The sequence below is a fragment of the Peptoniphilus sp. KCTC 25270 genome, from assembly GCF_021012875.1.
Lineage (GTDB): Bacteria > Bacillota > Clostridia > Tissierellales > Peptoniphilaceae > JAJMZJ01.
Genome location: NZ_JAJMZJ010000001.1, coordinates 621112 through 633059, shown reverse-complemented (window position 1 = coordinate 633059; position 11948 = coordinate 621112). Strand labels below are relative to the sequence as shown.

16 protein-coding genes are annotated in these 11948 nt (G+C 36.3%); 14 read left to right on the top strand and 2 right to left on the bottom strand.

Annotated elements, in window-relative coordinates:
• Window positions 1-84: 84 nt before the first annotated feature.
• Complete coding sequence (locus LQU94_RS03075; protein ID WP_230635159.1) at window positions 85-1242, bottom strand: nucleotidyltransferase family protein; 1158 nt, start codon at window positions 1240-1242, stop codon at window positions 85-87.
• A 132-nt stretch (window positions 1243-1374) separates the two neighbouring features.
• On the opposite strand from LQU94_RS03075, the gene LQU94_RS03070 reads away from it, so the two are divergent.
• The 8 genes from LQU94_RS03070 to LQU94_RS03035 all read left to right on the top strand — a co-directional run bounded on the left by LQU94_RS03070 (window position 1375) and on the right by LQU94_RS03035 (window position 5684).
• Window positions 1375-2571, top strand: coding sequence for an acetate/propionate family kinase (locus tag LQU94_RS03070; protein ID WP_230635157.1), 1197 nt, complete (start codon window positions 1375-1377; stop codon window positions 2569-2571).
• A 61-nt stretch (window positions 2572-2632) separates the two neighbouring features.
• Entirely contained in the window at window positions 2633-3154 is a 522-nt protein-coding gene (locus LQU94_RS03065; protein WP_230635155.1) for a DUF177 domain-containing protein, read from the top strand.
• A gap of 12 nt (window positions 3155-3166) precedes the next feature.
• Window positions 3167-3346, top strand: coding sequence for a 50S ribosomal protein L32 (gene rpmF, locus LQU94_RS03060; RefSeq protein ID WP_230635153.1), 180 nt, complete (start codon window positions 3167-3169; stop codon window positions 3344-3346).
• Between the two features lie 64 nt (window positions 3347-3410).
• Window positions 3411-3893, top strand: a complete 483-nt coding sequence (locus tag LQU94_RS03055; protein ID WP_230635151.1) for a hypothetical protein — start codon at window positions 3411-3413, stop codon at window positions 3891-3893.
• An 11-nt stretch (window positions 3894-3904) separates the two neighbouring features.
• Window positions 3905-4153, top strand: a complete 249-nt coding sequence (locus tag LQU94_RS03050) for a hypothetical protein (protein WP_230635149.1) — start codon at window positions 3905-3907, stop codon at window positions 4151-4153.
• Window positions 4154-4366: 213 nt separating this feature from the next.
• Entirely contained in the window at window positions 4367-4831 is a 465-nt protein-coding gene (locus LQU94_RS03045; RefSeq protein ID WP_230635147.1) for a polymorphic toxin type 50 domain-containing protein, read from the top strand.
• Window positions 4824-5027 carry a hypothetical protein gene (locus LQU94_RS03040; RefSeq protein WP_230635145.1) on the top strand — a complete coding sequence of 68 codons (204 nt, stop codon included), beginning with the start codon at window positions 4824-4826 and terminating at the stop codon, window positions 5025-5027. The genes LQU94_RS03045 and LQU94_RS03040 overlap by 8 nt, the downstream gene beginning before the upstream one ends.
• Window positions 5028-5123: 96 nt before the next feature.
• Complete coding sequence (locus LQU94_RS03035; protein ID WP_230635143.1) at window positions 5124-5684, top strand: DUF4355 domain-containing protein; 561 nt, start codon at window positions 5124-5126, stop codon at window positions 5682-5684.
• Window positions 5685-5822: 138 nt separating this feature from the next.
• On the opposite strand, the gene ychF is transcribed toward LQU94_RS03035, so the two are convergent.
• A complete protein-coding gene (gene ychF / locus LQU94_RS03030; protein ID WP_230635141.1) occupies window positions 5823-6908 on the bottom strand; it encodes a redox-regulated ATPase YchF in 1086 nt (361 codons plus the stop codon).
• A 130-nt stretch (window positions 6909-7038) separates the two neighbouring features.
• On the opposite strand from ychF, the gene LQU94_RS03025 reads away from it, so the two are divergent.
• From LQU94_RS03025 to LQU94_RS03000, 6 genes are read left to right on the top strand one after another with little or no spacing between them, the layout of a single operon-like run.
• A complete protein-coding gene (locus LQU94_RS03025; protein WP_230635139.1) occupies window positions 7039-8424 on the top strand; it encodes an ATP-binding cassette domain-containing protein in 1386 nt (461 codons plus the stop codon).
• Window positions 8425-8427: 3 nt separating this feature from the next.
• On the top strand, window positions 8428-9243 hold the full coding sequence (locus LQU94_RS03020; RefSeq protein WP_230635137.1) for an ABC transporter permease subunit: 816 nt from the start codon (window positions 8428-8430) through the stop codon (window positions 9241-9243).
• Window positions 9244-9286: 43 nt separating this feature from the next.
• Entirely contained in the window at window positions 9287-10114 is an 828-nt protein-coding gene (locus LQU94_RS03015; protein WP_230635135.1) for a Cof-type HAD-IIB family hydrolase, read from the top strand.
• 3 nt (window positions 10115-10117) lie between these two features.
• Window positions 10118-10984, top strand: a complete 867-nt coding sequence (ylqF, locus tag LQU94_RS03010) for a ribosome biogenesis GTPase YlqF (protein WP_230635133.1) — start codon at window positions 10118-10120, stop codon at window positions 10982-10984.
• On the top strand, window positions 10965-11591 hold the full coding sequence (locus tag LQU94_RS03005; protein ID WP_230635131.1) for a ribonuclease HII: 627 nt from the start codon (window positions 10965-10967) through the stop codon (window positions 11589-11591). Before ylqF ends, LQU94_RS03005 begins: the two co-directional genes overlap by 20 nt.
• Window positions 11588-11947: a YraN family protein gene (locus tag LQU94_RS03000; RefSeq protein ID WP_230635129.1), complete on the top strand. Its 360-nt coding sequence runs from the start codon at window positions 11588-11590 to the stop codon at window positions 11945-11947. Before LQU94_RS03005 ends, LQU94_RS03000 begins: the two co-directional genes overlap by 4 nt.
• The last annotated feature ends 1 nt before the right edge of the window (window position 11948 follow it).

Below are 11948 nucleotides of genomic sequence, written 5' to 3'. Positions count from 1 at the left end.
AGCCTTTTTGAAATATTTTTTTGAAATCTTTTATTTAGGAAAATATTTAATTGTTTAGAAATAAAAATAATTTTATAGTAATAATCACGGGGTGTTTTTTTGGGGGGAAATGGAAGTCTTAAAATCCAAATTTATGGAATGATTGGTCAACAAAGCCCATAAATCTGAGCTTTGTTTTTCTTTTTCTAAATATTTTTTTTGTTCTGGTGGAAGTTGATGCATGGATTTGAAGTTGGTAAGGAATGTTACATCAGAATTTCTTGCTATTTTCAAATATCTTTGCCCTTGTTCATTAAAAGCCAATACTTGAAAAACTCTTTGGTTTTGAATGGAATCCTGAATAGAGTCATGGTTTAAGTTCAAGAGGGAATGAAGAATCAAGCGCTGAATTCTTGGAAGAGAATAGCGTTTGGTAGGAATATTTTTTCGAAAGGAATCATAAGAATTCCAACGAGAAAATCCGTCCATAAGACGATTCTCTATTCCGATTTCGTATCCATCATAGGAATGCAAAGAAATAGGATGCATGAAAAAATGGAAGCGGGAGAAAGAATAAAGAGTTTCCATTAGATTTTCAAGGGAGTACTGAGGCGGCTTTCCAACGCAAAAACGAGAGAAATTTCCTGGGTTCTTATTAAAATTTTTTCGTATTTCCGAAGCGCTCACAAGAGTTTCTTCCTTCCAAGAATCAATACGAGGAATGATTTCCAAAAGATGTAAAGCATTTCTCTTATAGAGAGCTTTTCCATATCCCATAGCCAAAATCATATTGGATTGGAAAAGTTTCGAGAATTCGGGATTCTTCTTTTCTAAAGCTTTTCGATAGGAAGTGGAATAACTTTCTCCAGAATCCAAAAAAGGTTGAACAAAATGGGGAAAGAAATCCGAGGATTCCAAAATCTTTAAGGAAGATTCCAAAAGATTTAGATCAGAAATTTCTCCACCACAAACAATTTTTGATACGTTGGGGCACTTTAATAAAGTAGAAATTCCTCCCTCAGCAAAAAAATCGCCAAAAGAAGTTGCCGTATAAACGGGGTGGGCAATCACCAAATCCGCCCCGGCAGAAATGGCATCTTTGGCTCGATCGAATTTATTTACAACAACGGGTTCCCCTCGTTGGGTAAAAGAGCCACTTAAGACAACGATCAGAACGTCGGCGTTTTCTTTGGCTTTTTTTATAATATATTCATGTCCTCTATGGAGAGGGTTAAATTCTGCAATCAATCCTGTAACTTTCATAATTCACCTCTAAGTGAATATATCGAAAAAATAATCGAAAGTAAAGGGAATTTCCCTATTTTTCGTTGTTTCTTTGTTCAGATATGGTATAATATCATAGGTAATTTGAACAAGATGATTAGGAGGATGAATATGAATATTTTAGTTATTAACTGTGGTAGTTCTTCATTAAAATACCAATTAATTAATATGGAAGACGAATCAATTTTAGCAAAAGGTTTGGCAGAAAGAATTGGTATTGAAGGCGCTAGAGTAAAACATGAAACTACGGGAAAAGAAGAAGTTGTAATCGAAGATACTATGGATGACCATAAAGCAGCGTTAAAAATCGTATTGGATTCTATCGCTCATAAAGAATATGGTGCTGTAGCAGATTTAAGCGAAATCAATGCTGTAGGACACCGTGTAGTACATGGTGGCGAAGACTTTGCTGAATCTGTAGTCATTGATGACGCTGTAATGAAAGCCATTAACGACAACGTAGAAATCGCTCCATTGCACAATCCACCAAACATTATGGGTATCGATGCAATCAAAGAAATTTTACCAGAAGTACCAATGGTAGCCGTATTTGATACAGCATTCCATCAAACCATCCCAGCGGTAAATCATATTTATCCACTACCATATGAATATTATGAAAAATATAAAGTTCGTAGATTTGGATTCCACGGAACAAGCCATCAATACATTACAGAAAGAGCCGCTGAAATCTTAGGCAAAGATCTTTCTGAAGTAAACTTGGTAACTTGTCACTTAGGAAACGGATCTAGTATTTCTGCTATCGTAGGTGGAAAATGCTACGATACAACTATGGGATTCACTCCATTGGAAGGTTTGGCAATGGGAACTCGTTCTGGAGATATTGATCCAGCAATCATTCCATTCATTATGGAAAAAGAAAACTTATCTACAGAAGAAATGTCAAATGTATTAAACAAAAAAAGTGGTGTATTGGGAATCAGTGGCGTAAGCAGCGACTTCAGAGATTTAGAAGTAGCAGCTAAAGAAGGAAACGACAGAGCACAATTGGCTTTGGATATCTTCGAAAACCGCGTACGCAAATACATCGGAGCATTCTTATCTGAAATGGATCACTGTGACGGAATCATCTTCACAGCTGGTGTAGGCGAAAACTCTATTACAACAAGAGAAAATGTAGCCAAAGGATTAAAAGCATTTGGTATTAAAGTAGACGATGAGAAGAACAACGTTCGTGGGAAAGAAGCAATTTTCAGTACAGAAGATTCAGCCATTAAATTGCTAGTAATTCCAACAAACGAAGAATTAAAAATTGCAAAAGAAACACAACGTTTAATCGCTAAATAGTTGACAGAACGCTGTATTTATAATATAATAACTTGCAATGCTTTTTTGAGAGGTGGTCACTTTGAACAATCGAATGTCTACATTCCTCGAAAGTGATTTGTTCCAAGAATCATGGACAGGGGAACTGGAAGAGATGGAAAATCCTTATGATATGCAAGGATTAAAAATCACATATCCGGTATATTACGAGGTAGATCTTTACAAAGTCGAAGATGACCTAGAACTAGACTTGTATTTAGAGTATGAAGTAGAGACAAATTGTAGTCGATGCTTAATACCTGTAACTGAAAAAGTGGAAGATACTTCCCATTTTACCATCCGTGAAGGAGTAGAATTGGAAGAGGAAGAAGAAACCGATATCGATGATATCTACTATGTGGAAGAATTAAAAAGATTCCAACTGGAAGATTTGCTATTCTCTCAAATTATTTCTTCCATCCCACAAAAGTCTCTTTGCAAAGAAGAGTGTAAAGGTCTATGTCCTCAATGTGGCCAAGACTTAAATCACGGAACATGTGACTGTGAACAAGAAGAGTCTGGCAACCAATTTGAAATACTAAAAGAGCTATTTACCGAAAAATAAGGAGGTGTAAGAATGGCCGTACCTAAGAGAAAAACATCAAAACAAAGAAAGAACAAAAGACGTGCATCTTCTTATCGTTTAAATAAGACGACTATCGTTGAATGTCCTAACTGTCATGAAACAAAGATGCCACATCGTATCTGCCCATCTTGCGGATACTATGATGGAAGAGAAGTAATCGCTGTTGACTGATGAATGATAAACCTTTCTGGCATGCCAGGGAGGTTTATTTTTTTAAGGAAAGAAGGCAGAAAAAATGAACAAAATTGAAGGGAAATATAAAAACGAAGGATCAAAATTTCAAATCACAGAACGTGGTGGAGAATTGCTGATTTTGCTAAAGAATCCAACCAAAGAAGAAGTAGAAAGCATTGAAAAAGGATTAGAAGATTTTGCATGGGTTCCTTCTCAAGGCGTTTTAACAATCTTGTGGCGTTTTGTGGATCAACCTCTTTATGAAACCGTCTTTTTCCGTGGAGAAATATCAGAAGAAGAACTAGAACCATGGAAAGAAGGAGATTTTCCTATAGAAATTATTTTGGCAGATATTGAAGACAATACCATTCACGGAACGCACAAAACATTTTTGCCAAAAGAAGAGGGAGAAGAATTTATCGGAAATATTTCTCAGATGAAAGACTGGTCCGGTAGAAAAGCTTTGCAATACATCTCTACCTTACAACAAAAATATACATCGGAAGAACTTTTTCTATTTGCAAAAAAGAGAAGAGAAAGATAAAGGGAAGAAAAATGAAAAAAATTGCCGTATTGCTACTTTCCATCATGCTTATTATGGCAGGATGTGGAAATAAAAAAGAATTTGATTTTACCTATACTTTTAACTATGCACAAATTAAATTGCCAGACGGGAGAATTGTAGAAGGAAAAGTAGATAGTTGGACCGACTACGAAGGAGAACAACTTCAAATAACAATGGATGGCAATACCTATCTAGTGAGTTCAGTAAATGTGGTAATGTCAACAGTCCCTATAGAATAAAAAATACAAAAAAGCACCTTAATAATGAAAAGTTATTAAGGTGCTTTTTATATAAAAGGATGTTATTAGCAAACCATAAGAGCCGTTCCCGGTCTTAATTATCCGCCACTTCATCCTAGATGTAGATCTGCGACGATTGTCTATAGAAAAGACAAAGAAGGAACTAGGGCCGCTAGGGATAGTGATGGGAAAGCGTATAAGGTTCCTGCGGGAATGACTTATAGGGAATGGCATAAGGAGTATGTAGAGGGAAATGTTGAAGAAAAACGAGACGTAAGAAAACTAACCCAATATTCATCTGCAATAGAAATATTAGGAAGAGTAAAAAATGGAGAAATTAAATTAAATTTAAACCATGAACATTATGAAAAGCATTATAAAGGCACCAACCAATATAATAACTATCTTGAATCAAGAAGAAATAGAGGTTGGGGACCGCAAGCTAGACTCATTATTTCAGAAGAAGAGGCACAAAAAATAATATATGAATATCATGGGAAAGGTATAGTGTATAAAAGTGGGAAGAATAAAGATAAGATAACTGAAGAAGTGAATGTAGGAAAAGTTATTGGGTATTATGTGGATAAAGGGAAGGAATATGCTGCCACTAAAGTAAGGATTTATTATAGTAAATATGATACCCATGTTGTACCCATAAGGGGGAATAATTTTGATTAATTGGGAAAAAGCAGAAAATGCGAATAGTTTAAAAATATATTTAAAAAATGGCGAAATAATTTCTGGATCTGGAAATGGATTAGAAATTGGTGAGGAAATTGGCGAAGAAGAAGATCTTTTCTTTATTTGGACCAAAAATAATGAACCTATGTCATTGCTAGTAAAAGATATAGACTTTGTTGAGATACTTGATTAAGCACCCAAATAACAAGGTAAGTTATTAAGGTGCTTTTATTATGCGAAAAATTACAGCTTTTGGGCTGTTTTTTTAATATTCAAAAAGGAGAGTTTTATGGAAAACACAAAGGATGCAACTGTAGGGGCTGAAAAGAATCTAGAGGGGCAAAACAAGGAAGCGGTTACGTATACTCAAGAGGAGTTTGAGAAAAAACTTCAATCGGAGTCAGACCGAAGAGTGAACGAAGCCTTAGAGACGGCTCGGAAAAATTGGCAAAAAGAGGAGGAGGCGCGGGTTCAAAAAGAAAGAGATGAGGCGGCTGAGTTTGCGAAAATGACCGAAGCCCAAAGGGCAAAAGCGCAAATGGAGAAGGAAAAGGAAGCTTTTGAAGCAGAACGGGAAAAATTCAACAAAGAAAGATTGGAGCTTGAAGTGATTAAGACCTTAAGTGAGAAAGGCTTAAATCCGAAATTAAGCTCTTTTTTAATGGGGGAAGACGCGGATTCCTCTATGAAGAATGTTGAAGTTTTTGAAGAAGTGTTTGCAGAGGAAGTGGAAAAGGCCGTTAAACTTCGTTTGAGTGGAAGCGCTCCTAAGGTGGGAACAACAAAGCCAGAATCAAGCGTTTTTGATTTGGCGAAGTACGCAAGTGAGAAAAGAAAAATCAGAAGTTAAGGAGAGAGAATTATGGCAACTTTTAATCCAGAAAATGTTTTGTTGATGAACGCGAAAGATGGAAACAATGGATTTAGAAAAAGGGAGGCATAAAAAATGGCTTAAATACTATAGGTAAGTATCTAAGCCATTTTATTTTTACACATTGAACTTAAAGTGAACAACGTCTCCGTCTTTTATAATATATTCTTTTCCTTCGCTTCGAACCAAGCCTTTTTCTCTTGCGGCAGCCATAGATCCACAGGCAACCAAATCTTCGTAAGAGATCGTATCGGCTTTAATAAATCCGCGTTCAATATCAGAGTGAATTTTTCCTGCAGCCGCAGGCGCTTTGGATCCTACTTCTACTGTCCAAGCTCTGGTTTCTACTTCTCCTGTAGTCAAGAAGCTGATGAGCCCTAATAAACGGTAAGAACTTTTTACCAAACGGTCCAATCCAGATGCTTCTAAGCCCATTTCTTCTAGGAACATTTCTTTGCTTTCCTCGTCTAAGGAGGCGATTTCTTCTTCAATAGCGGCAGAAATGGTCAAAACTTCATCTCCTGATGGTGCGGCATATTCTCGAACTTTCTCTACCCATTCGTTTCCGTCATGAATGTCGTCTTCTGAAACGTTGGCAGCATAAATAACCGGTTTCATAGTAAGTAGGCTGAAGCTTTTGATCATTTTCAATTCGTCGTCGCTTAGATCTAAACTACGAGCGGGTTTTTGTGCTTCTAGGGTAGCAATAATTCGCTCAATCAATTCTTTTTCAACCAATAAAGATTTGTCTGCTTTGGCTTGTTTGTTTACGCGTATCAAGCGTTTTTCTAACAATTCCAAATCGGAGAAAATCAATTCTAAATTAATGGTTTCAATATCACGAATTGGATCGATACTTCCATCTACGTGGATAATATTTTCATCATCAAAACAACGTACGACATGGACGATGGCTTCGACTTCGCGAATATGGGACAAAAATTGATTTCCCAATCCTTCGCCTTTGCTGGCGCCGCGTACGAGGCCTGCAATGTCATAAAATTCGATGGTAGCGTAGATTAATTTTTGTGATTTACTTATATCGGATAAAACTTTCAAACGTTCGTCATTAACTTGAACCGTTCCGATGTTTGGTTCAATGGTGGCAAAAGGGTAGTTAGCCGCTTCTGCACCTGCTTGGGTAATTGCATTAAATAATGTGGATTTTCCAACATTGGGAAGTCCAACAATGCCTAATTTCATATCTCATCTTCCTCTCTTCTCAAATCGCCTATTTATTATAACATATTATCGATAATGATTTGTCATGATTCGTTGGATTTTCCCTATTTTTAGGGTATAATATTTACATATTGTAAAGCGAGGTGAAGGCATGAGTGCTATTGTTGTTAGAGGATTAACGAAAAAATTTCGTAGAAATAGTGTACTGAAAGATTTTAACTTAGAAGTAAACGATGGAGAGTTCTTTTCTCTTTTGGGGTTAGAGGGGTCTGGTAAGACGACTCTTGCTCGTACTATTTTTCATTTCTTAAAGCCAAATCAAGGGAGCATTATGGTCTTTGATATGGATGCGGTGAAAGAGAGCGAAGCGATAAAAGGCTTCTGTGGTTATGTTCCTCAAGATGTATGGATGTATGATCATTTGAAACCTATGGCAATTTTTAAGAACACCGTTGGATTCCATGATTCAAAGAATTTAGATGATGCAGATTATTTAATGGATTTATTTGGGTTAAGCAATCGCAAAAAATTTGGGGATATGGATGATGAAGAGCGTAAATTGGTTGCGATAATCAATGCGTTAATTACAAAACCAAAATTATTAATTATAGATGAACCTTCGAAGGATTTATCTCCTAGTATGGTAGAAAAAGTGTTCAAACACTTGCGTACTTTGCAAAGAGAAGAAGGATTAAGTGCTTTAATTCTTACTGATTCTTTGTCTGTAGGTCAAAGATATGCCGATCGCGTAGGATATTTACGAGACGGGGCCATTGTGGATATGGAATATATTAAAGAGAAAGATTCCAATGATAAATTGTTAAAAATCTTTGAGGAAGAAGTATATCCTGAGGCTTTTGAGTCCATCGGGGCGAAACTTTTACGTAGCGAGCCATCAGAGTATGAATTTTTCTATGATGGATATTTGCCTACCTTAACAACGGTTTTATACCAAGAGAGAATCAAAAATTATACTTTGGAAGATGCGGCGTTGGAAAAGAAAATTGAGTCCTACAGTTATACTGGACCGGCCAATTATGCAAAACCAGCTTCTGGAGAGGATTTGAAAAAATCAGAAGATGTTACAGAACCAACCGTTGTGGTGAAAGAGGAAAAAGAAGAAGATACTGTAGTTGTAGCGCCTATAGTGGAGGAAAAGAGTGCTGATACAGCGCCAATTCAGCCAGTAGATGGAACCGAAAATATCGTTTCAGCTCAACCTACAGAGGAAAAAATGGAAGAAAATCCAGAGGTTTTGACGGTGAAATCAGAGGAAGAAACTCCATATACTTCTGAGAAAGTAGATGAGAAGAAAGAGGAAACAGTGAAGATTGAGCCTGTGGATTCTTACGCAATGTCTGCAAAACCAGTGGAAAAAATGGAAACTTCTACAGAAACCGTTCCAGAAGAAGTGGAGACGGTAGAAAATGATAAGACCATTACAATGGAACCGATTCAAAAAGAAACGAAAAAATCTTCTGGTTCTTGGTTAGGAGATTCTGGACAAAAAAATAAGGAAGTAGAGGGGAGAGAATAAGCCATGGTATTTGGATTAGAATTTAAGTCAAATATGGGAAAAGCAATTACTTGGCTTTTCGTATTGATTATTATCACAGGGCTATTAATGGCGTTCTTTCCATTAATGCAAGAAGACAACATTCTATCTTTGGTGGAAGGATTCCGTCAAGGATTTTCAGATAATGCACGTCACATGTTGGGATTATCCCCTGAGGTGGATTATAGAAACTTAAGCGAGTATATTCCATTTATCTATCAATATATTGGCGTATTGTTTGCTATTTTTGCTATCCAGTTGGGGGCAAAGAGTTTGTCAAAAGAACAAAGTGCAGGTACCATTCAATATTTGTATTCACAACCTGTATCTCGTTCAAAAATTGTTTCTGACAAATGGGCAGCGAATCTATTCCTATATATATTGATTGCATTGATTACTGTTTTGGCTACTTTTGGTTTTGGTTTTGTATTTAGTAAAGGAAACTTAAATGTACAAGAAGTAGCTTTGGTATTGGGACAGGTTTTCCTTTATCTTTTGGGAATGGGAATTTTATTCTTATTCTTAGGAACTTTATATTCTGCTTTATCCAACCGCTCTAGCCATGCAGAAGGAGGAAGTGTACTCATTGTATTGATTCTTTTGGTTGCGTGGATGGTATTGGTTATTTTAGGGAATCAAGTAGGAAATATAGGAATGTATTTCCCATTTGATGCATTCAATCCATTGCTAAATATTCTAAATGGAGTAAATATTGTGGCTATAGGGGCTAACATTGTTTTGGCAATTGTGTTCTTGCTCTTAGGATATGTATTCTACAATGGAAAAGAATTAAAATTTTAAAAAAAAGGCGACTGAGAAGTCGCTTTTTTCTTTAGGAGTTTTTATGTATAAATTGATAGCTTTTGATTTTGATGGGACATTAATTGATTCTGGGCAAGAAATGGATGAAACCATCTTAAGTACGTTAAAAAATTGGATAGAAGAGGGAAGAAAAGTCATCATAGCCAGTGGGCGAAATTATCGATCTTTGAAAAATATTTTTGGGAAATATGACCTTCCTATTGATGTAATTGCCAATAATGGAAATACGATGCGGTGCATTTTAGATGATTCCATTCAGATTCAAAAACCGATTCATAAGGAAATTTTAGAAAAAATTTTGCCTTATATTGAATCTTTGCCTTATCATGCGACTTTTCATATAGATGATTTCAAAAATGGCGTCGATATGTATTTATTAGAAGAGCCAGACGAAATTACAAAGAACTATGTGCAGAATTATCAAAATCGTTATAAAATAATAAATAAGGAAGAAATCTTCCAAAAAGACGTGTTATCTGTTGTAATGTATATGAATTACGAAGAATATATAAGAGTGAAAAAAGAACTTTCTTTTTTAACCAAAGGTCTAGAGACGCACCATATTGCCAAAGGAATATCTCACACAGGAATGATGGAGGTATTAGGGCAAAATACAAACAAATGGAATACCATTTATGAATATGCCCAATCTTATGGAATTTCTCGTGAAGAGATTATCGCTGTGGGGGATGATCGAAACGATATGAAGATGATTCAGAACGCTGGCGTAGGAATTGCTATGTGCAACAGCCCAGAGGAAGTAAAGAAAGTAGCAAATTATATAACTTATGATGTGGCTAAAAATTATGGAGCCATTTCCTTTGTAAAAGAAATAATAGAAAGAGAGTAGCATATGAATATTAACTGGTATCCAGGGCATATGAAAAAAACCATAGAGTCTATTGAACAATCTTTGAAGTTGGTAGATTTTGTGATTGTGTTGTTGGACGCTCGCATTCCTTGGAGTAGTAAAAATCCGCTTTTGGACAAAGTAATTGGAAATAAACCCGTCTTGTATCTTTTGAATAAGGCCGATTTGGCTGATGACAAAACAACGAAAGAATGGATTCGTTCCATTGAAGAAAATGAAAATGCAGTAGCTATGGAATGGATTTCTGTAGGAAAAACAAATACGAAAAAACTAATCCAAAAGGCTGAAGAATTATTAAAAGAAAAACGACAAAAAGAATTGGAAAAGGGAATGGCGGCAACAAAACTTCGTGCTATGGTAACAGGAATTCCCAACGTAGGGAAATCTACCTTTATCAATCAAATTTCTGGTCGAAAGGGCACAAAAACAGGAAATCGTCCTGGCGTTACCAAAACCAACCAATGGATGCGTGTAGGAGAATTGGATTTATTGGATACCCCAGGGGTACTTTGGCCTAAATTGGATCCACCGATTCGTGGTAGACATTTGGCTTTTACGGGATCGATTAAAGATGAAATCATGGACATTGAAACCTTGGCCTTTGAATTTATAAAAGAAGCCATGAAAAATTTTCCTGAAAAATTATACAATCGATACGAAATTCAAAATCCATTGGAAGATCCGGTAGAAATTATGGATGCAATTGGAAAGCGAAGAGGCGCTTTAATGCGTGGAGCAGAAATTGATTATACAAAAGTATCTCATATTGTGATGGATGAATTCCGTGGCGGGCAAATGGGACGAATTTCTTTGGAGGTGCCATTAAATTATGAATTCTCTGAATCATGATTTGGAACTTTTAGAAGGAACAGAAGGTCTTCTTGCGGGGATTGATGAAGTTGGCCGAGGATGTCTATTTGGAGAGGTAGTAACGGCCTGTGTGATTATGCCATTAGATGACCCTATTGAAGGAATACGAGATTCCAAAAAACTCTCTCCTAAAAAGCGAGAAAAGCTTTATGACGAAATTTTAGAGAAGGCTTTGGCTGTTGGAATTGGTAGGGTAGACGTAGAAACCATTGAAGAAATAAACATTCGCCAAGCAACTCGTTTGGCTATGAAAATAGCCATAGAAAATTGTAGAGAGAATTTAGGGGAAGTAGACGTTCCTGTAACCTATTTAATTGACGCGGAATCTGTAGATCTGGATGTTCGCCAAATTTCCATAAAACATGGGGACGATCTTTCTTACAGCATTGGGTGTGCTTCCATTGTTGCTAAAGTATTTCGAGATAGACTTTGTGTAGAGTGGGATGAAAAGTATCCCGGGTATGATATCTGGAAAAACAAAGGATATGGGACCCAATTTCATCGGGAAGCTTTGCGAAATCTAGGACCGACTCCATTGCACCGGATGTCGTTTTTAGGGAAAATTCTAAATAAGGATGTAAAATGAAAATTGGAAATCGAGGAGAAGAATTAGCAGCGGAATTTCTTTTGGATCATGGGTATGAAGTGGTCCAAAGAAACTTTCGTTATAGAAACGGTGAAATCGATATCATCGCCTATGGAAAGGGGATGTATATTTTTGTGGAAGTAAAAACAAGAAATACAAAAACCTATGGTTTACCAAGGGAAGCGGTAGATTATCACAAGCAAGTGCAAATTTATAATACGGCGAAAATGTATTTACACAAAAATCATCTTTACGATGTATCGGTTCGATTTGATGTCATAGAAGTATATTTAGAAAATGGATTGGAAATAGTACATATAAAAAACGCATTTAATGGCAACGATGTGGAGGGCTAAA

Excerpts from the sequence above, each read along its gene's own strand:
- LQU94_RS03075 (WP_230635159.1), bottom strand. The coding sequence starts at position 1,242 with ATGAAAGTTACAGGATTGATTGCAGAATTTAACCCTCTCCATAGAGGA.
- LQU94_RS03070 (WP_230635157.1), top strand. The coding sequence starts at position 1,375 with ATGAATATTTTAGTTATTAACTGTGGTAGTTCTTCATTAAAATACCAA.
- rpmF (WP_230635153.1), top strand. The coding sequence starts at position 3,167 with ATGGCCGTACCTAAGAGAAAAACATCAAAACAAAGAAAGAACAAAAGA.
- LQU94_RS03055 (WP_230635151.1), top strand. The coding sequence starts at position 3,411 with ATGAACAAAATTGAAGGGAAATATAAAAACGAAGGATCAAAATTTCAA.
- LQU94_RS03050 (WP_230635149.1), top strand. The coding sequence starts at position 3,905 with ATGAAAAAAATTGCCGTATTGCTACTTTCCATCATGCTTATTATGGCA.
- LQU94_RS03045 (WP_230635147.1), top strand. The coding sequence starts at position 4,367 with ATGACTTATAGGGAATGGCATAAGGAGTATGTAGAGGGAAATGTTGAA.
- LQU94_RS03035 (WP_230635143.1), top strand. The coding sequence starts at position 5,124 with ATGGAAAACACAAAGGATGCAACTGTAGGGGCTGAAAAGAATCTAGAG.
- ychF (WP_230635141.1), bottom strand. The coding sequence starts at position 6,908 with ATGAAATTAGGCATTGTTGGACTTCCCAATGTTGGAAAATCCACATTA.
- LQU94_RS03025 (WP_230635139.1), top strand. The coding sequence starts at position 7,039 with ATGAGTGCTATTGTTGTTAGAGGATTAACGAAAAAATTTCGTAGAAAT.
- LQU94_RS03020 (WP_230635137.1), top strand. The coding sequence starts at position 8,428 with ATGGTATTTGGATTAGAATTTAAGTCAAATATGGGAAAAGCAATTACT.
- LQU94_RS03015 (WP_230635135.1), top strand. The coding sequence starts at position 9,287 with ATGTATAAATTGATAGCTTTTGATTTTGATGGGACATTAATTGATTCT.
- ylqF (WP_230635133.1), top strand. The coding sequence starts at position 10,118 with ATGAATATTAACTGGTATCCAGGGCATATGAAAAAAACCATAGAGTCT.
- LQU94_RS03005 (WP_230635131.1), top strand. The coding sequence starts at position 10,965 with ATGAATTCTCTGAATCATGATTTGGAACTTTTAGAAGGAACAGAAGGT.
- LQU94_RS03000 (WP_230635129.1), top strand. The coding sequence starts at position 11,588 with ATGAAAATTGGAAATCGAGGAGAAGAATTAGCAGCGGAATTTCTTTTG.